21 protein-coding genes and 2 pseudogenes are annotated in these 19,329 nt (G+C 39.3%); 19 read left to right on the forward strand and 4 right to left on the reverse strand.

Annotation, left to right across the window (positions count from 1 at the left end):
- Positions 1-29: 29 nt before the first annotated feature.
- The 8 genes from HT699_RS09775 to mnmG all read left to right on the forward strand — a co-directional run bounded on the left by HT699_RS09775 (position 30) and on the right by mnmG (position 6,969).
- Positions 30-413: a hypothetical protein gene (locus HT699_RS09775; RefSeq protein ID WP_100104428.1), complete on the forward strand. Its 384-nt coding sequence runs from the start codon at positions 30-32 to the stop codon at positions 411-413.
- 392 nt (positions 414-805) lie between these two features.
- Positions 806-1,180, forward strand: coding sequence for an SPH_0224 family bacteriocin-like peptide (locus tag HT699_RS09780; RefSeq protein ID WP_016397258.1), 375 nt, complete (start codon positions 806-808; stop codon positions 1,178-1,180).
- Between the two features lie 7 nt (positions 1,181-1,187).
- Complete coding sequence (locus HT699_RS11865) at positions 1,188-1,376, forward strand: hypothetical protein (RefSeq protein ID WP_240149894.1); 189 nt, start codon at positions 1,188-1,190, stop codon at positions 1,374-1,376.
- Positions 1,377-1,502: 126 nt separating this feature from the next.
- Complete coding sequence (locus HT699_RS09785; RefSeq protein ID WP_172934319.1) at positions 1,503-2,231, forward strand: hypothetical protein; 729 nt, start codon at positions 1,503-1,505, stop codon at positions 2,229-2,231.
- Between the two features lie 144 nt (positions 2,232-2,375).
- Positions 2,376-2,678 (forward strand): hypothetical protein, encoded by a 303-nt coding sequence (locus tag HT699_RS09790; RefSeq protein ID WP_023941044.1) that lies wholly within the window; start codon positions 2,376-2,378, stop codon positions 2,676-2,678.
- Between the two features lie 650 nt (positions 2,679-3,328).
- Complete coding sequence (gene mnmA / locus HT699_RS09795) at positions 3,329-4,450, forward strand: tRNA 2-thiouridine(34) synthase MnmA (RefSeq protein ID WP_001282945.1); 1,122 nt, start codon at positions 3,329-3,331, stop codon at positions 4,448-4,450.
- A 140-nt stretch (positions 4,451-4,590) separates the two neighbouring features.
- Complete coding sequence (locus tag HT699_RS09800) at positions 4,591-5,046, forward strand: NUDIX hydrolase (protein ID WP_172934320.1); 456 nt, start codon at positions 4,591-4,593, stop codon at positions 5,044-5,046.
- A 9-nt stretch (positions 5,047-5,055) separates the two neighbouring features.
- Positions 5,056-6,969, forward strand: coding sequence for a tRNA uridine-5-carboxymethylaminomethyl(34) synthesis enzyme MnmG (gene mnmG / locus HT699_RS09805; protein WP_172934321.1), 1,914 nt, complete (start codon positions 5,056-5,058; stop codon positions 6,967-6,969).
- A gap of 307 nt (positions 6,970-7,276) precedes the next feature.
- Here the strand turns inward: mnmG and HT699_RS09810 are convergent, their stop codons facing one another.
- Both HT699_RS09810 and HT699_RS09815 read right to left on the reverse strand, forming a co-directional pair.
- Positions 7,277-8,956 carry a ribonuclease J gene (locus HT699_RS09810; RefSeq protein WP_000331962.1) on the reverse strand — a complete coding sequence of 560 codons (1,680 nt, stop codon included), beginning with the start codon at positions 8,954-8,956 and terminating at the stop codon, positions 7,277-7,279.
- A gap of 1 nt (position 8,957) precedes the next feature.
- Positions 8,958-9,191 carry a DNA-dependent RNA polymerase subunit epsilon gene (locus tag HT699_RS09815; protein WP_000639571.1) on the reverse strand — a complete coding sequence of 78 codons (234 nt, stop codon included), beginning with the start codon at positions 9,189-9,191 and terminating at the stop codon, positions 8,958-8,960.
- Between the two features lie 502 nt (positions 9,192-9,693).
- Between HT699_RS09815 and HT699_RS12205 the strand changes: the two are divergent.
- Together HT699_RS12205 and HT699_RS09830 are read left to right on the forward strand one after the other, a co-directional pair.
- Positions 9,694-9,787, forward strand: a pseudogene (locus tag HT699_RS12205) (phospholipase); the annotation flags it as partial.
- Between the two features lie 374 nt (positions 9,788-10,161).
- Positions 10,162-10,377: a hypothetical protein gene (locus HT699_RS09830; protein WP_023935522.1), complete on the forward strand. Its 216-nt coding sequence runs from the start codon at positions 10,162-10,164 to the stop codon at positions 10,375-10,377.
- 321 nt (positions 10,378-10,698) lie between these two features.
- On the opposite strand, the gene cibB is transcribed toward HT699_RS09830, so the two are convergent.
- Positions 10,699-10,851, reverse strand: coding sequence for a fratricide two-peptide bacteriocin subunit CibB (gene cibB, locus HT699_RS09835; protein WP_000974046.1), 153 nt, complete (start codon positions 10,849-10,851; stop codon positions 10,699-10,701).
- A 1-nt stretch (position 10,852) separates the two neighbouring features.
- Positions 10,853-11,038 (reverse strand): fratricide two-peptide bacteriocin subunit CibA, encoded by a 186-nt coding sequence (cibA, locus tag HT699_RS09840; RefSeq protein WP_000180803.1) that lies wholly within the window; start codon positions 11,036-11,038, stop codon positions 10,853-10,855.
- A 177-nt stretch (positions 11,039-11,215) separates the two neighbouring features.
- Between cibA and tsaB the strand changes: the two genes are divergently transcribed.
- The 9 genes and pseudogenes from tsaB (at position 11,216) to HT699_RS09880 (ending at position 19,118) form a co-directional block, all read left to right on the forward strand.
- The gene (tsaB, locus tag HT699_RS09845; RefSeq protein WP_138699715.1) at positions 11,216-11,899 is read left to right on the forward strand and encodes a tRNA (adenosine(37)-N6)-threonylcarbamoyltransferase complex dimerization subunit type 1 TsaB; all 684 of its coding nucleotides are present in this window, start codon (positions 11,216-11,218) and stop codon (positions 11,897-11,899) included.
- Positions 11,896-12,333 (forward strand): ribosomal protein S18-alanine N-acetyltransferase, encoded by a 438-nt coding sequence (gene rimI / locus HT699_RS09850; protein ID WP_172934322.1) that lies wholly within the window; start codon positions 11,896-11,898, stop codon positions 12,331-12,333. Before tsaB ends, rimI begins: the two co-directional genes overlap by 4 nt.
- Complete coding sequence (gene tsaD / locus HT699_RS09855; protein WP_172934323.1) at positions 12,323-13,333, forward strand: tRNA (adenosine(37)-N6)-threonylcarbamoyltransferase complex transferase subunit TsaD; 1,011 nt, start codon at positions 12,323-12,325, stop codon at positions 13,331-13,333. The genes rimI and tsaD overlap by 11 nt, the downstream gene beginning before the upstream one ends.
- A gap of 104 nt (positions 13,334-13,437) precedes the next feature.
- Positions 13,438-14,301 (forward strand): annotated as a pseudogene (locus HT699_RS09860) (XRE/MutR family transcriptional regulator).
- 497 nt (positions 14,302-14,798) lie between these two features.
- On the forward strand, positions 14,799-15,164 hold the full coding sequence (locus HT699_RS11870) for a hypothetical protein (RefSeq protein WP_240149895.1): 366 nt from the start codon (positions 14,799-14,801) through the stop codon (positions 15,162-15,164).
- Positions 15,165-15,171: 7 nt separating this feature from the next.
- Entirely contained in the window at positions 15,172-16,725 is a 1,554-nt protein-coding gene (locus tag HT699_RS09865; RefSeq protein WP_240149896.1) for a protein kinase family protein, read from the forward strand.
- Positions 16,725-17,951 (forward strand): MFS transporter, encoded by a 1,227-nt coding sequence (locus HT699_RS09870; protein WP_023935536.1) that lies wholly within the window; start codon positions 16,725-16,727, stop codon positions 17,949-17,951. Before HT699_RS09865 ends, HT699_RS09870 begins: the two co-directional genes overlap by 1 nt.
- 158 nt (positions 17,952-18,109) lie before the next feature.
- Positions 18,110-18,805 carry an AzlC family ABC transporter permease gene (locus tag HT699_RS09875; RefSeq protein ID WP_023935538.1) on the forward strand — a complete coding sequence of 232 codons (696 nt, stop codon included), beginning with the start codon at positions 18,110-18,112 and terminating at the stop codon, positions 18,803-18,805.
- Entirely contained in the window at positions 18,795-19,118 is a 324-nt protein-coding gene (locus tag HT699_RS09880) for an AzlD domain-containing protein (protein ID WP_000253927.1), read from the forward strand. Before HT699_RS09875 ends, HT699_RS09880 begins: the two co-directional genes overlap by 11 nt.
- The last annotated feature ends 211 nt before the right edge of the window (positions 19,119-19,329 follow it).

Genomic DNA, 19,329 nt, shown 5'->3' on the forward strand with positions numbered 1-19,329 from the left:
AACCATGCTTAATAAAAAGGAGAAAACAAATGGAACTTGTATTACCAAATAATTATGTTGTGATTGATGAAGAAGAGATGATGTATCTTGATGGGGGATTGTCCATACATAACGGAGTACTTTCTTTTGGGATAAACGCTGAAGTAAATGCAACCCTGGCTTATTTCATGGGTGGTGGAGGTGGTATTGCTTTATTTAGAGCAGCCATTAAAGCAGTTGGAAGACAAACTTTTACAAGGAAACTTAGGGGAACGTTAATAAGCTTCGTGGGGGTACAAGCGGCTAATAGAATTTCTGGAACAGTTGTTGGATTTATTCTTCAATCCGGTGGTTTAAGCGTGGGAGGTATGCTTGCAAACTGGTTGGATTCTGGGGATAAATATCCAAGAAATGGTTGGTGGGATATAACATGATTCAACTAAGTGATAAAACCAGAATAATATTTGCCATTATAGGGGCAAGTTCCATATTAGTCAGTATGTATCTTATTCCACTTATTAAAACTGAGAATAAATTTTGGGAAATACTTTTATTTATATTAGGTGTATTGCTAATTGGAATTGCGTTACTAAGTCAAAAAAAATAAATTTGGTGTTAGTGAATACGTAATCATTAATATTGACTGTTTTATGGTGGAAAGCATCCATAGCTTTTTGTAAGATATCTGATTGGAGAAGAGTTGAGGTGCGGATTGTCTATGATAAAGAAACCTATATTATATAGGTAACTAAGTGCTATAAACAAAGTCGACGATTACCTGTTAGGAAGCTATCCTAACCATGCTTAATAAAAAAGGAGAAAACAAATGGAACTTGTATTACCAAATAATTATGTTGTGATTGATGAAGAAGAGATGATGTATCTTGATGGGGGATTTTCTATTCCAAGGTGGCCAGTTGCAGTAGCCATTAATATAGCTTTCAATGGTGTTCTAGGCGGAGGAGCTATCAGTTTGGTTAAAAATTATGTCCGTAAGCATGGTTTACGATGGGTTACGAGTGCAGTAGCTGGAGCTGCAGCAAGATATGTTGGAGTACGGGTTGCGAATAGAGTTGCAGGTTTTGCAACTTCTGCTATTAACGGATTTGCAGCTTGGATGTCAATTGGTGATGCCATCACAACCATTTGGGCAAATAATGATATTAATCGAAGAGATCCAAACTTAAACGCTTTATGGTAATTGTAAAATGGATATGAAAATTGAAAAAATTTTTGTTATTGTATTTTTAGCATTTCTACTCATTTCCTCTGTAACTTTTTTAGCATATGATCATGTTGGTGAGGAACTAAAGAAATTAATCATTATGATTAATTTAATATTTTTGCTTTTAACCATAGCAATGATAGTTTATGCAAAATTTTTTTTAAATCGATAACAAATATGATATAGCTGGAGTGATAGGAAGGGGAGTCTACTATATTAGAGACTGTTCTCTTAATGAAGGTTATAATATTAGTGGTAATTTTTATCCTTGGGACGGCTTCATATCGGAGACAGTAAGATGAGTAATGTAGATAAAATTCGTAAAATACATATTATCGTATGTTGGATGTATATATTTTTATCATTCAGGACGATTATAAATGACACGGAGTATTTTTTGCTTATTTTTTTATCTTTTATCTACTCAATAGTATCACTACCTCTATATTCTGTGAAAAATAAAATAGTATCTATCTGTCTAGTTATAAATTCGATTCTGTTAATCAGTTTCCCCATTTTAATCAATAAGTTATTCCCAGAAAGCTTTTCGACTTATATTGTATTAATAAGTGTTTTTATTACAGAGTTGATAATTTTTCATTTAATTGGGAAAGATTTTGATACTAAATTGACTAACGAATATAAGAAAATTAGTCAGTTTAGAAGCAAGGTGTCTCAATCTCCTTGGATAAAATATTTAGAGATTTCTAGTTTTATATTAACTATATTTCCATCTATTCTTTATGCTACAGTTGATAATCATGTACTGACTCTTATCTTTTTGATAAAAATTTGTGTAGATACTACGATAAAATTTTTATTCATCAGATTATTTGACACAAGTGCTTTAATGAAGAGGAGAATATTTTTTCTTTTCGCATTGGATGTTATAGTTTACTTATTTTTAGGATATCTTTTAGTGATTCAAAAAGCAGGCTATTTGTTTTCGGTTTTACTTCTTTTTTCTAATTTTTCAGTTCCATTTATCAAAGAAAAGGAATTCGAATTATTTAAAAATAGCAAGTAATAGAAACATAGGTTAAATCTTAGAACGGCTTAAAATCAGACATGATAAAGGAAAGCTATCTAGGTAACTAAGTACTATAAACACAGTCGACAATCACTTGTTAGGAAACTATCCTAACCATGATTAATAAAAAAGAGAATTTTGATGGAACTCGTATTACCAAACAACTATGTTACTATTGATGAAGAAGAGATGATGTATCTTGATGGTGAAGGGTGGCTTGCCTTGCTTTGTGGAGGTGTAGGTGGTGTCGCAAGCGGAATAGCAGGAGCTATAACTGGAGCGGCAGCTGGTGCAGCACTAGGGACAATAACCTTACCAGTTATTGGTACAGTTAGCTATGCATTCATTTTAGCTACTTGTGGTGCAGCAACAGGTTATATGTCAGGCTATATTACCGGCTATAATTTCGGTAGGATATTGGAAAGTAATTTAGGCTGGGACTAGTTATGAAAGATAAAAAAGTACAACTATTTGCGACTATAGTATTTATTATGAATCTATTATTAGCTATCGTGAGTTTATTTGATACTAGTATTTTTAAGCATGTTTTCCTTATAGTGAGCTATCTGGCAATCATGTTTGCCTTTCTTATCTATATTGTTGCTAAATACATTCAATCACGGAATAATGGAAGGTAAGTATAGGATATTTTATGTGCCTATTCAATCATGGGCATCTTTATCGATTACCATTTCATTTTCGGCTTAGAAAAGAAAGGACAAGGTTAAAACAATTTCTTCAATAAAGGAGTCAAGATTGGCTCCTTTCCTTGTCTTCTCTAACCAAGCATGTTATAATGAATACTGCTCAAGCGACCTTCAATCGTTAAAGCACACACGACCTTCAATCGTGAACTAGTCATTTCGTTTATCTTTTATTACGTCGTTAACTCGAAATGAGATGCAAGCTTAGCTTGTCTGATTTATAACCTCAATCAGTCTCCCAGACTGATTGAGCGAACTCAAGTTATGCCTGCGACTCGTTGCCTAGTCCTAAAAGCAAACGAAAAGACTATACTCGAAGAAATTCTATTGAAAGTCATAGTAAATAGAATTTTGAGGGGTATAAATAAACGAATAGATGGGAGACTTACCATGAGTGATAACTCTAAAACACGTGTTGTCGTGGGGATGAGTGGTGGTGTTGATTCGTCGGTGACGGCTCTTTTGCTCAAGGAGCAGGGCTACGATGTGATCGGTATTTTCATGAAGAACTGGGATGACACAGATGAAAACGGGGTCTGTACGGCGACCGAAGATTACAAGGATGTGGCTGCGGTGGCAGACCAGATCGGTATTCCCTATTACTCTGTCAATTTTGAAAAAGAGTACTGGGACCGCGTTTTTGAGTATTTCTTAGCGGAATACCGTGCAGGACGCACGCCAAATCCAGATGTTATGTGCAACAAGGAAATCAAGTTCAAGGCCTTTTTGGACTATGCCATGACCTTGGGGGCAGACTATGTAGCTACTGGGCATTATGCCCGTGTAGCGCGTGATGAGGATGGCATTGTTCACATGCTTCGTGGCGTGGACAATGGCAAGGATCAGACCTATTTCCTCAGCCAGCTTTCGCAAGAACAACTTCAAAAAACCATGTTTCCACTAGGACATTTGGAAAAGCCTGAAGTTCGCAGACTAGCAGAAGAAGCAGGACTTGCGACTGCTAAGAAGAAAGATTCGACAGGGATTTGTTTTATCGGAGAAAAGAACTTTAAAAACTTCCTTAGCAACTACCTACCAGCTCAGCCTGGTCGCATGATGACTGTGGATGGTCGCGATATGGGCGAGCATGCAGGTCTTATGTATTATACGATTGGTCAGCGTGGCGGGCTTGGTATCGGTGGACAACACGGCGGAGACAATGCTCCTTGGTTCGTTGTCGGAAAAGACCTAAGCAAGAATATTCTCTATGTCGGCCAAGGTTTCTACCATGATTCGCTCATGTCAACCAGCCTAGAGGCTAGCCAAGTCCACTTTACTCGTGACATGCCAGAGGAATTTACGCTAGAATGCACAGCAAAATTCCGTTACCGTCAGCCTGATTCTAAGGTGACAGTACATGTCAAAGGAGAAAAGGCAGAGGTCATCTTTGCAGAACCACAACGCGCGATTACACCAGGACAGGCAGTTGTTTTTTACGATGGCGAAGAGTGTCTAGGTGGTGGTTTGATTGACAATGCTTATCGAGATGGACAAGTTTGTCAGTACATTTAGATTGACAAATTTTCTTAATTTGCTACAATAATAAAAGCAATAGAAATGATGGTCAAAGCTCATGGATGTTGCAGGCTTTTTTGTCCTGCACTTCTTTGGAGTTTTGACTGTTTTTGTGTCGTTTAAGGGAAAGGACAAGAATGATTCAACAAGATTTTCGGACAAAAACAGGAAATACAGTTTTTGGAGTTCGGGCGACAGCTTTGATTCTTCAAAATCGCAAGCTTCTAGTCACCAAAGACAAGGGCAAGTATTACATTATCGGCGGTGCGATTCAAGTTAACGAAAAAACGGAAGACGCGGTAGTCCGTGAAGTGAAGGAAGAACTGGGTGTTAAATCTCAAGCTGGGCAGCTAGCTTTTGTGGTTGAAAATCGTTTTGAAGTGGACGGCGTTTCCTATCACAATATCGAGTTTCATTATCTGGTGGATTTGCTTGAAGATGCCCCGTTGACCATGCAGGAAGATGAGAAAAGGCAGCCCTGTGAGTGGATTGACTTGGATAAGCTCCAGAATATCCAGCTAGTTCCAGCCTTTTTAAAAACAGCCCTACCAGATTGGGAAGGCCAACTAAGACACATTCATCTTGAGGAATAGGAGAGAAACATGACTTATCATTTTACTGAAGAATACGATATTATTGTAATTGGTGCGGGACACGCTGGGGTTGAGGCTTCCTTGGCCGCTAGCCGTATGGGCTGTAAGGTCCTGCTTGCGACCATCAATATTGAAATGCTGGCTTTCATGCCTTGTAATCCCTCTATCGGTGGTTCTGCCAAGGGGATTGTCGTGCGTGAAGTCGATGCCCTCGGTGGCGAGATGGCCAAAACCATTGACAAGACTTACATCCAGATGAAGATGCTTAACACAGGGAAGGGGCCAGCCGTCCGTGCCCTTCGTGCGCAGGCTGATAAGGAACTTTACTCTAAGGAAATGCGCAAGACGGTTGAAAATCAAGAAAATCTGACCCTTCGTCAAACCATGATTGATGAGATTTTAGTGGAAGACGGCAAGGTTGTCGGTGTGCGTACAGCTACCCATCAAGAATATGCTGCTAAGGCTGTTATCGTGACGACAGGGACGGCCCTTCGTGGGGAAATTATCATCGGAGATCTCAAGTACTCATCAGGCCCTAACCACAGCCTAGCTTCTATTAACCTTGCTGATAATCTCAAGGAACTGGGACTCGAAATTGGTCGTTTCAAGACAGGGACGCCTCCACGTGTCAAGGCTTCTTCTATCAATTATGATGTGACAGAGATTCAGCCAGGAGACGAAGCGCCAAATCACTTCTCATATACTTCACGTGATGAGGACTATGTCAAGGATCAAGTGCCATGCTGGTTGACCTATACCAATGGTACCAGTCATGAGATTATCCAAAACAACCTCCACCGTGCGCCTATGTTTACAGGTGTGGTCAAGGGAGTGGGCCCTCGTTACTGTCCGTCGATTGAGGACAAGATTGTGCGCTTTGCAGACAAGGAACGCCACCAACTTTTCCTAGAGCCAGAAGGGCGCAATACAGAGGAAGTCTATGTCCAAGGCCTCTCAACCAGTTTACCTGAAGATGTGCAACGTGAGCTGGTTCATTCTATCAAAGGTTTGGAAAATGCAGAGATGATGCGAACAGGTTATGCCATCGAGTACGATATGGTCTTGCCACACCAGTTGCGTGCGACTCTGGAAACCAAGAAAATCTCCGGACTTTTCACTGCTGGTCAGACTAATGGAACGTCAGGTTATGAAGAGGCAGCAGGCCAAGGGATTATCGCTGGGATCAATGCGGCTCTGAAAATCCAAGGTAAACCTGAGTTGATTTTGAAGCGCAGTGACGGTTATATCGGGGTGATGATTGATGACTTGGTGACCAAGGGAACGATTGAGCCTTATCGCCTTTTGACCAGTCGTGCTGAATACCGCCTCATTCTCCGCCATGACAATGCTGATATGCGTTTGACTGAGATGGGCCGTGAGATTGGTCTTGTGGATGATGAACGCTGGACTCGCTTTGAAATCAAGAAAAATCAATTTGAAAATGAGATGAAACGCCTAGACAGCATCAAACTCAAGCCAGTCAAGGAAACCAATGCCAAGGTTGAGGAGATGGGCTTCAAGACGTTGACAGATGCAGTGACAGCCAAGGAGTTCCTTCGCCGTCCAGAAGTTTCTTACCAAGATGTGGTGGCCTTCATCGGACCAGCTGCAGAGGACTTGGATGACAAGATTATCGAATTGATTGAAACAGAAATCAAGTACGAAGGCTATATTTCCAAAGCCATGGACCAGGTTGCTAAGATGAAACGTATGGAAGAAAAACGCATTCCAGCCAATATTGATTGGGATGACATTGATTCTATCGCAACCGAAGCTCGTCAGAAGTTCAAACTCATCAATCCAGAAACCATCGGTCAAGCCAGCCGTATTTCGGGAGTAAACCCAGCAGATATTTCTATTTTGATGGTGTATCTGGAAGGTAAAAATCGTAGTATTTCTAAAACTCTTCAAAAATCAAAATGATACGTCGTCGGCTTCTTACGAATGAGTTCAAAGCTTGGCTTTGATTCATCTCCAACCTCCCATAGTTCCCCGAACTATGGGAGCTAACTCAAGTTATGTATTTTCCTAGCCTTCTGGTCTGATTTTCATTGAGTTTTAATCTCAAAAGAAAGCATAGAGAAAAACAGCTCCGAAGACGGGGCTGTTTTGTTGACTTGTACTCAATGAAAATCAAAGNNTTTGAGGTTGTGGATAGAATTGACGAAGTCAGTAACCATATATACGGCAAGGCGAAGCTGACGTGGTTTGAAGAGATTTTCGAAGAGTATTATTCTTCATCTGGTGTGAGGATCATCGGGATGATAATCGGTTCACGTTCGGTATTTTCATAGAGGAAGGGGCGAATAGCGTTGACAATGGCACCATTGACAGATTGCACGCTAGCATCCTTGTTTTTCAGTGCGATACGAATGGCATTGAAGAGGATACGCTGGCTTTGGCGAATCAGGTCGCCAGACTCTCTCATGTAGACAAAGCCTCGGCTGAGGATGTCTGGACCAGATAGAATCATCTGCGACTTGAAGTCAACAGTTGCGACTGCTAAAACGACACCGTCTTCAGATAGATCACGACGGTCTTTGAGGACAGCTGCGCCGATTTCACCGATACGATTTCCATCGACATAGATGTCTTGGGCGTTGAAATGACCTGCAATACGAGCTGAGTCAGCAGTAAGGGCAAGCACATCACCATTACTCATGATAAAGATATTGTCCTTCTCAACACCAGTATCCACTGCTAGTCCAGCGTGGACTTTTTGCATGCGGTATTCACCGTGGACAGGCATGAAGTATTTTGGCTTAATCAAGCGGAGCATGAGTTTTTGCTCTTGCTGGCCACCGTGTCCAGATGTATGGATATTGTTCACTTTACCGTGGATAACTTCGACACCAGCTTCAGAAATGATGTTAATCAGCTTGTTGACGCTAGTCGTATTTCCAGGGATTGGGCTTGAAGAGAAGATAACGGTATCACCGGGTTGGAGTTGTACCTGACGGTGGGTTCCGTTGGCGATACGAGAGAGGGCTGCCATAGGCTCGCCCTGACTACCTGTACAGAGGATCAGAACCTCGCCAGCAGGGTAGTCTTTGATTTCATTTGGCTCGATAAAGGTTCCCTTAGGAGCTTTGATGTAGCCAAGGTCGATTCCGTTGACAATGGCCTTTTCCATAGAACGACCAAAGACCGCAATCTTACGTCCAGTCTTAACAGCAGCTTCAGTTGCTTGCTGGAGACGGAAGATATTTGAGGCAAAGGATGCAAAGATGATACGTCCTTCAATGCCTTGGATAATCTTCATGATGGACTGACCAACGACTTTTTCAGAGTTGGTAAAGGTTGGCACTTCTGCATTTGTTGAGTCAGACAGAAGACAAAGCACGCCTTCTTCACCAAGGGCAGCCATACGATGCAAGTCTGCAGGTTCTCCAACTGGAGTAAAGTCGAACTTGAAGTCGCCCGTACAGATGATTTTTCCTTGCGGAGTATGAATGACAATTCCCAAAGGCTCTGGAATAGAGTGAGTCGTTCTAAAGAAAGTTGCCTTGAGATTTTTAAAGGTCAACTCAGTGTTGTGGTTTATTTCGTAAAGTTTGGCGTTGCGCAAGAGGCCGTGTTCTTCGAGTTTCCCACGGATCAAAGCCAAGGCAAGTGGTCCAGCATAGATAGGGACATTTGCTTGCTTGAGCAGGAACGGAATCCCACCAATGTGGTCCTCGTGTCCGTGTGTGATTAAAACAGCCTTGACGCGGTCGATATTGTCCACGATGTATGAGTAGTCAGGAATGACATAGTCGATACCCAGCAAGTCATCTTCTGGGAATTTAATCCCAGCATCGACGATGATAATCTCATCTTGGTATTCAATTCCGTATGTATTTTTCCCGATTTCTCCCAGACCACCGATGGCAAAAACGCCGACTTCTTCAGGTTTAAGAGTGTAGGCCATATTAGAACTCCGTAATTTCGAAGGCGCCAGTTTCTTTTTCGTAATCTAGCAATTTGTCAGACAAGAGTTCGATATACTCGATATTGTACTCTGGGCGATTTTCTTCGACAAGTTGGCGAGCAGCGATACGGCCCTCAAGTTCTGAGTTGGCATCGATGTCTAGGTATAGTGCGCGTGTTGTTTCACGACGTGGGCTACGTTCTTTTGTTTCTTGATAAAAAACTTTGTAAATCATATAGTTCCTTTCTATTTTACAGGTCAGCTTATTCCAAACTTTTAGCATAGATTTGCTTGATTTCATTCCATTTTGTGTCTAGATTGACCTTGATTCGTTACAATTATTTCAATTATACCACAAAATGAAAAATTAGTAAAAGACGGAAACGAGAAAGTCATGGGACGATTTCTTTGGTAAACGCTTGCAATATCAAAAAGTATATGCTATAATAATAGAAAGAAATAGTATAAGCTGGAAAGGAAATAATTCGGAAACTATATTGTTTAGTGCTATTGATATTATGTTTAACTTTATAGATACTTCTGAATTGGATAAAGTTACCGAATTGAATGAACATGCTTTCCCTGTAGTTAGATTAGATAAAGCAGAGGAGCTTGGTTTAGATAATGAAGCTTTGGAGGTAGGGCGTGTTTTAAACGAAATCGTAACGGATATAGAGACTAACGGAGAGTCAACTGATTTGGCTAGAATGGATCGCTCTCTTTTTCCTATAGGCTCTTATGGTAATTATTGTGGTTATGGGAAATAATGGATATTCTATTCCAGCTATTGATGATTTAGATATGGCTTGTTTCTATCATGATAAGTGTTTTAAGGGATTTTTAGCAGATAATAGAAGTTGCAATGCCGCATTCCTAATAAGATTATCTCCTATTGTAGCAAATAATGCTTGGAATACAACTAAAGGAGCATATGCAAGAGCAGCTGTGGCTCTATTTTCTAGATTCGTATAAGACTAAGTTTTTGTAAAATATGAGTTGTTACGTAAAAGTGTTGATATGAATATTGGTGTCTATGAACAGAATCTTATTTTATAAGTTTTAACTTATCTTTTAAGGTTTCTGTTTATAGGCGCTTGTAGATGTGTTTATGTCTTTAAAAAATATATTTGCGATATTAAAAATGGATACTTATGCAATATTTCACTTTACTTATTAAGATAATTTTAAACTAAGGAGGTTGCCCTATGTATAACTTATTTGCTTTTGCTATCGGAGCTCGCTTGGTAGCTTTTATTGTTTTTGTTGCTTGCGTTTATGGAGGGAATCTTCTATTTGCCAAACTGGAACGACGACAAACCAAGTTCTTGTGGAAAATTACCTTTGTGACTCTCTACTCGCTTTTTCTCCTCCTTGTAACCTATGTCGTTTGGTTTGTATTTTACTTTGGATTAAATGCTTAGATGCCCCGCTTATGCTGGGGCTTTTTGTTTGGTGGCAAAAGATAGTAAATTTATGACACGAAAATTCCACCCCATCTATCAAGATGAGGTGGTCTTTGCATTTTTCTAAAATGACATGACAATGGAATTTTCAGAGCTTATTATTTTTATGGGAGTCATTGTTCTGCTCAAAAATAGAGTTGAAGCATAAAAATAAAACAATACAAACAGATAGATCAATTGGTAAAGGGATAGTAGTCATGTTTAAATCATTGAGAATGCTGAGCAAACTGTAAGAGATGAAGACAATAAAATTTATCCTTCTAAAAATGTGTTTCTTATCTAGCATGACTTACCAAACTTTTTACGAAGGTCTTTTCCAATGGTATAACCTGCCATAAATAAAGCGATACCAACACCTACACCAAAGCCACCCTTTATTTCTTGCAATTCCTTAGTAGAAATTTCACAATAGTTGTTCAAATCTTTCATCATATTAATCTCCTCCTAAAAAATAACCAGCTGCCAAACCAGAACCTATAAGTGCTGTTCCACCTGCAATAGCTTTCCAAGATACTGCTACTCCAAAGATAACCAAGGGAGCGAGACCGCCATCAATATCTGATAATTCATTTTCAGATAAGGATAAAAATTGATTGTCAAGAATGTCAAAATTTGTCATTGAACTTTCCTCCTTTTTTCTTATTCACTTTTATATTCGGAAAAGAAAAGGAAAAGTGAACATTTTTTTAAATTATTTTTAGTTAAGTGAGGGCATTTTTGTTTGGGGATAAAGAAAATTCCCATGTGCCAGCTTTTGTAGTATAATAGTAAGCAGACAAAAAGATAGGAATGTGTTATGAAAGTATTAGCTTTTGATACGTCTAGCAAGGCTCTTTCTCTGGCTATTTTAGAGGACAAGCAGGTTCTTGCCGAGACGACGATTAATATTAAGAAAAATCACAGTATTACCCTTATGCCTGCCATCGATTTTTTGATGGCAAGTTTGGATTGGACGCCCAAGGATTTGGACAGAATCGTGGTTGCGGAAGGACCAGGTAGCTACACAGGCTTGCGAATCGCTGTAGCCACTGCTAAGACGCTGGCTCATACTCTGAACATCGAGTTGGTTGGTATGTCTAGCCTCTTGGCTCTGGTGCCCTACCAACAAGAAGGTTTGTTTGTCCCCTTGATGGATGCGCGTCGCAACAATGTTTACGCAGGATTTTATGAAAATGCCAAACCTGTCATGCCAGAAGCACACCTGCCCTTTGAGCGAGTGATTGAGCTAATCAAGGGTGCTAGCCAGGTAACCTTTGTCGGAGAAGTTGGCACCTTTGTGGAGCAGATTCAAGAACACTTGCCAAGGACTAATTTCAAAGAAACCCTGCCTAATGCAGCCAATCTTGCTCTTTTGGCCTGGGACAAGGAAGCAGACTCCTTACACGACTTTGTGCCTAACTACCTCAAGCGTGTCGAGGCTGAGGAAAACTGGCTCAAGAACCATACCGAGTCTGGCGAGTCTTACATTAAACGCCTATGATAGAAATCAAACGAATCCAACAGCAGCCTGATCTATCTAAAGCCATCTACGCTGTTATGATAGCTGTTTACCCAGTCAGTCCTTGGACACTAGAACAAATCCAAGCAGATCTGTCCCAAGACCAGACTTGGTATGCTCTGGCTTATGATGGGGCAGAAGTGATTGGCTTTCTAGCTGTTCAGGAGACTCTCTTTGAAGCAGAAGTCCTGCAAATCGCTGTCAAAGGAGCCTATCAGGGTAAGGGCATTGCGTCAGCCTTGTTTGCTCAATTGCCGACAGATAAGGAGATTTTCCTCGAAGTCAGAAAGTCAAATCAACGAGCGCAAGCATTTTACAAGAAAGAAAAAATGGCGGTCATCGCTGAGCGAAAAGCCTACTACCATGACCCAGTCGAAGACGCCATCATCATGAAGAGAGAAATAGATGAAGGATAGATATATTTTAGCATTTGAGACATCCTGTGATGAGACCAGTGTCGCCGTCTTGAAAAACGACGATGAGCTCTTGTCCAATGTCATTGCTAGTCAAATTGAGAGTCACAAACGTTTTGGTGGCGTAGTGCCTGAAGTAGCCAGTCGTCACCATGTCGAGGTCATTACAGCCTGTATCGAGGAGGCATTGGCAGAAGCAGGGATTACCGAAGAGGACGTGACAGCTGTTGCGGTTACCTACGGACCAGGCTTGGTCGGAGCCTTGCTAGTTGGTTTGTCAGCTGCCAAGGCCTTTGCTTGGGCTCACGGACTTCCACTGATTCCTGTTAATCACATGGCTGGGCACCTCATGGCAGCTCAGAGTGTGGAGCCTTTGGAGTTTCCCTTGCTAGCCCTTTTAGTCAGTGGTGGGCACACAGAGTTGGTCTATGTTTCTGAGGCTGGCGATTACAAGATTGTTGGGGAGACACGAGATGACGCGGTTGGTGAGGCATATGATAAGGTCGGCCGCGTCATGGGCTTGACCTATCCTGCAGGTCGTGAGATTGACGAGTTGTCTCATCAGGGGCAGGATATTTATGATTTCCCTCGTGCCATGATTAAGGAGGATAATCTGGAGTTTTCATTCTCAGGTTTGAAATCTGCCTTTATCAATCTTCGCCACAATGCTGAGCAAAAGGGAGAAAGTCTGTCTACAGAGGATTTGTGTGCTTCCTTCCAAGCAGCTGTACTGGATATTCTCATGACTAAAACCAAGAAGGCTTTGGAGAAATACCCTGTTAAAACCCTTGTCGTGGCAGGTGGCGTGGCAGCCAATAAAGGTCTCAGAGAACGCCTAGCAACTGAAATCACAGATGTCAATGTCATCATTCCACCTCTGCGTCTCTGCGGAGACAATGCAGGTATGATTGCCTATGCCAGTGTCAGCGAGTGGAACAAAGAAAACTTTGCAAACTTGGACCTCAATGCCAAACCAAGCCTCGCTTTTGATACCATAGAATAAAGAGTCAGCTTAAGGCTGGCTTTTTTATTTTTTCTAACTATCAGAATATTTTGACAAATTAACACAAATAATGATATAATATGCAAAAGCTAGGAGGTGGTAGGATGATTGAAAAAATGGAATTGGGGGAATTTTACAAGGAACTGCGCCTGGCTAGAAAGCTCAAGCAGTCAGATGTGGCTTGTGCTGGACTAACAGCTTCTCAGCTATCCAAGTTTGAACTAGGACAGTCCATGTTGTCTGCTGATAAGTTGATCCTAGCCATCCAAGGTATAAATGTGACCTTTGATGAGTTTGGGCACAAGCTCAACAACTATCAAGAATCTCCACATATGCAGATTGGTAGGAGGGTTGTGGATCGCTTTGCCCACCAAGATATAGCTGGCTTAGAGCAACTGTTGGAGGAAGTCGAGCAAGGACAGATGGCAGAGACCTATCGTTGTTTGAATGCCATTGTGATTAAAAATGCTATTCATTCCTTAGATAAAAATTATCCCCTAGCAGAGGAGGATAGCGAGTTTTTGACTAACTACCTCTATGCTATTGAGTCTTGGACCTGGTTTGAACTCTATCTTTTTTGCAATACTATGCCCTTTCTGAGCAATCAAGACCTAATCTTTTTATCAACCTCTTTGCTTTAAAAATCAAAGGAATTTAAAGAGTTGGTACATAATAGACTGTATATGAAACAAGGGCTGTTAAATATCATCTCAGAGCTCATGGAGCGCAAACTTTTTTCTTATATCCCAATATTTGAAGCCGAGTTGGAGAGTATGCTGCGTCCATACGATGTTTTTGAAAAAGTATTGTGGCAGTTTTTAAAGAAAATGCAGATTTTTCTTCAAACCAAAGGAAGCAATCAAAAAGAGATTGAACACTTTATCCAATCTCTGCAAGTATTAGAAAATCCACAATTGATAGCCCTTTTTGAATTGCGCTTGCAGCAATACAAAGAACTTATCGATTAGTTAGAAATGGCAAAATGATAATAATATCAGCAACGATTGTCAATAATGTTAAAATTTGTTTCTTCATATGTTGCTCCACTCCTTAATTAGTAATAACTTTATTATACCAGGGAAATAATCAAATCTACCAAAATCGCAAATCTGAAATTTCTATAAGCAAAAATGTCAAATATGCGATTTTTTAAAATAAGCCAATTTTCGTGTTATACTGTCCTTGTAAAGCACTTGAAGCAAATCCTAGGTCGCAGAAGTGGTTTATAAGTAAAAATAATTGGAGGAGAAGCATATGACAGCATTTGTACATGAATTAACACGCGAATCAGAAAGATTCAATCAGTCTGAAAGAGTGACAATTACTTTCTTTTGTACAGTATTGTAAAAGATACTCAATTATTAAGTTTATTTTTATACTTATAAAGGTTTTGGAATTTTAATGTAGAAAATGCCAACTGAGGTAATTGCTAAAGAACAAGTCATCATAACAACAGGAGAAAAGAATGTATAAATATAAAATTGTAGACGAAGAAAGTTTGCCTGTCTATGGTTATAAAATTCACATATCGGCAACTCTTGATAATTACAAGGATATCTATAATCTTCTTTCTCCGTTGTTAGATGATAGGAAGATATCTTATAAGTATATATATAGGGAAGAAGATGTGGCTTATAATTTCTCTATTAGAGAATCTCCTGCTAATTCAGGGAAATACTTTACGATTTATCCTAAAAATAACGATGCTTTTCGTAGCATATTAGAACTACTTTATCAAACTATTCCTAAAAATATGGAGGGAATTTATATTCTAAGCGATCGTGCCTATAAAGATTCCAATACAATTTTTTTACAGATATGGGTTCTTTAGAGAAGATTTGGAGTATTTAGAAAAAGGTATTCCGACGTTGCTAGGACCAAATGGAGAAAAGTGGCAAGACTATCAAAAAGCATATTTTAACTTACCAGAATGGATTCAAGACATTCAAGAGAATACGTTTATAAAGGATTCATACTTAGCAAGAAATTATAGATTAAAAACCGTACTAACACAGTCAAATGGAGGGAATGTCTATCAAGTAGATTCAGTGATAGAAGGGAAAAAGTATATTTTGAAGGAGTGCCGACCTCATATTATTTCTTTTGGAGGAGTAGAGACTCAAGCACTTAGAAAAAATGAATATGAAATTTCAAAAAAATTATTAGATTGTGTTCCAGCTGTGCGTGAAACTGTTACAGAGTGGATTAACCAATATTATATTTATGAATTTATAGATGGTAGTGATTTATTAAAATACACAAAACCATACTCTATTGTTAGCTATAAGAAGCCTAATAAGGAGTTAAACATTAAGAGATTTAAAAGTTTTTTATTGATTACCAGGGAACTGTTAGAATTGATTGAATATTTTCATAGTCGAAATATTATTTTAAATGATATACATCCTGGAAATTTTATAAAATCAAAGAATAAACTTTACTTTGTAGATTTAGAAAATAGTTATGAGTATGATAATAAACCAGCTATTGGTTTGTATAGTGTAATTAGCTTAAAGGAATGGAACTCTATAGATGGTAAAGTATCTGATTGCCATAAAGTTGGGAATTTACTACTATTTTTGTTGGCTAGATTGCATGTGAAATCAATGGACGATTTATCACAATCATATCATATTTTAAATTCTTTATTGGCTGAATTTGGTTTAAAAACAAATTTTACAAGTATTATAGAAAAACTATTTTCTAAGGATGCAACAGTATCTGATATCCTGAAAGATTTAAATGAAATTTATGTTTATCAAATTGAATCCCTGCATAGTTTAGATGAGGTTCTAACTGATCAACCAGAAAGATCTTTTACTATTACTGAGATTATTAATAAAGAACTAGTCAATTTTCAACGATATGAGAATGCTAAAAATAATCAGCGATTACTGCAACATCTGATGCATAGAGAAAAAAATTTAGGACTAGATGGATTGTCTGGCTTACTTATTTTGATGAAAATATATGACTTTGATTGCGATATTATTGATTATGGAATTAATATCATTATTGAAAAATTAATTGTGGCAGATAATGGTAGGATGGTTCCGATAGAATCAAATTTAGTTTCACCTTATCTAAATAACGGGACAGCAGGATTTATTCGTGCTTTGATTTTTATAGATTTTGAAAAGTATACAGATCTAATCAAAGAATTATCTGAAGGATTAATTACAGAATTTGCTCAATATGCAGATTTCTGGAATGGTATGCTAGGGATAGCTGATACATTGTTAGAACTGTATTGTTATTTTAAAGTAAGAAAATATAAAGAAGTTGCATTGTCTTTGTTAAATACAGTAGAGTGCTATGTGAAGTATTCTAAAGCAGATAAGCAAGAGTACCTTTATGTGTTATCTAAGTACATGAATATGAAGGAGTTGTAATGAAAGTATTTCTTCAAAATAGAGATTTTAGGCAACTAACCATCAACCAGTGGATTTCAACGGTTGGGGATACGATTTTTTATCTGGCCTTTTTGAATTATGTGGCAGACGCCTCTTTTGCTCCTTTGGCGATTTTACTTATCACGATTTCAGAAACCCTGCCCCAAGTTCTACAAATCTTTCTGGGAGTTTTGGCGGATTTTCAACATCATCGTGTCTTGAAATATACAATTATTAGTTTTGCAAAATTTTTGCTTTACTCTATAGTGTCCTTATCGCTTTCAGGGCAGTCCTTTTCCTTAGTACTAGTAGCCTTTATTTGTCTGATTAACCTCTTGTCTGACACATTGAGTTATTTTTCAGGCGCCATGCTCACTCCGATTTTCATTAGAATTATTGGACAAGACCATCTGGCAGAAGCTATTGGATTTAAACAGTCAACTGTTAGTTTAGTGAAAACAATCAGTAATATTTTAGGAGGAGTCTTATTAGGTATTCTATCCATCCAGTTTATTTCCTTACTGAACGCTCTTACCTTTTTAATCGCATTTTTAGGTATCCTATTCATAAAAACTGACCTCTTGAAAGTAGAAAAAACGATTAGCTATCAAGAAGGACTCTCTGTAAAATCCTTTTGCCAGCATTTGCTCCAATCATCGAAATTGATATGGAATATGAATAAGGTGCTCTTAGTTTTGTTTATTATTTCTATTAGTCAAGCAGTGATAAATGTTACAGTTCCTGTTTCTACTCTGTTTTTGAGGAATCAACCCTTTTTGAATTTACAAACAGGTCAATCTCTTGCCTTGCTATCCACTTTTGAACTGTCAGCCCTGATTGTCGGAAGTCTTGTAAGTGGCTATCTGAAAAATACGATTTCTATAAAAACAGCTCTCTATGCCTCACTTGTCATCCAATTGCTTCTTCTAGTAGGATTTGCCACAGTTCGTTTTGACTGGATTCTTATCTTTAGTACCTTGGATGCCTTTTTCGCAGGTGTTCTCTCTCCTAGATTGCAAGAACTCGTCTTTAAACAAATACCTGAGGAGTCAATGGGAGCAGTTCAATCTTCTATCGGTGCTATTACGGTTGTTTTACCTAGCTTATTTACAATAGCTTTGGTAACCATTGCTACTAGCTTTGGAACTCTGGCAGTTAGCTTTGTTTTATTGCTATTTCTTCTAGTTGCCTTTGTCATGCTTCTGAATATTCGTGAAAGTATTTAGCGGAGAATTTGTTTAATATATGTTTGAGACTGGATTGCCAGTCTTTTTATGATGGTCAAAATCAACAGACTTTTTTCTCTTTCCTGAATGTGTTATAATAGTCCATGCTGTGGCTGGAGTCTTTTCAGCCCACCTATTAAGACAATATGAGGAGAAAGATGAAAGAAAAAGGATTTTGGGAGGGAGCGCAGGCAGCCATGCCAACGGCCCTTGGTTATGTCAGTATCGGACTTGCCTGTGGGATTATCGGTGCGCCCTATGTGACACCTGTTGAGATGGGCTTGATGAGCCTCTTTGTTTATGCTGGGAGCGCCCAGTTTGCCATGTTGGCCCTGATTGCGGTTCAAGCGCCTGTGGCTGCCATTGCTATGACGGTTTTTTTGATCAATTTGCGTCTCTTTTTGTTGAGTTTGCATGCGTCGACCTATTTTCGTCATACTAGTCTCTGGCACAATATCGGTATGTCTAGTATCTTGACGGATGAGACTTATGGTGTTTTGATGGGCGAATTGGCCCATGCAGACAAGGTCAATCCTATGTGGATGCACGGAAACAATCTTAACAGCTATGTGGCTTGGTTTGTGGGAACAGTTGCCGGAACGGCTCTGGGTGGTCTGTTACCAAATCCAGAAATCTTTGGTTTAGATTTTGCCCTAGTTGGGATGTTTATCGGTATTTTTGCTTCGCAATTTCAGATTATGCAAAGACGGATTCCTGTCCGCAATCTGCTCATTATCCTAGCAGTTGTTGCGGTGTCCTTCTTTTTACTCTTGACAGTGGTGTCTCAGTCGCTAGCTGTTCTGTTTGCGACGCTACTTGGTTGTAGCATGGGGGTGGTTTTAGATGGTCAGTAAGTATCTTTTATTAGCAGTTATTTTCTCTGGTCTTGTGACCTGGATTCCCCGTATGATTCCCTTCATCTTGGTCAAGTATAAGGGCTTGCCTGCGATCGTTGAGCGTTTTTTGAAGTTCTTGCCCGTCTCTATTATTTTTGCCTTGATTCTTTCAAGCGTAGTGGCAGGTAAGGTTGGAAGTTTGCCTCAAATCAAATGGCTGGACTTCTTAGCCGTCTTTCCAACAGCTTGGGTAGCCTTTCGCTACCGCAATCTAGTCGGAACAGTTCTCTTTGGAGTGGTCTTGATTGCCGTCTTGCGTTTGGTCTTTTAATACTCTCCGAAAATCTCTTCAAACCACGTCAGCTTTGCCTTTCCGTAGGTATATGTAACTGACTTCGTCAGTCTTATCTCCAACCTCAAAACAGTGTTTTGAGCAACCTGTGGCTAGCTTTCTAGTTTGCTCTTTGATTTTCATTGAGTATAAATACTTCCCGCAACTCAACAAGTATCTTTGAATCTCGGTCAGACATTTCAGTACCTGA

Origin of the sequence: Streptococcus sp. 1055 (genome assembly GCF_013276815.1) — a bacterium.
Classification (GTDB): Bacteria; Bacillota; Bacilli; order Lactobacillales; family Streptococcaceae; genus Streptococcus; species Streptococcus pseudopneumoniae.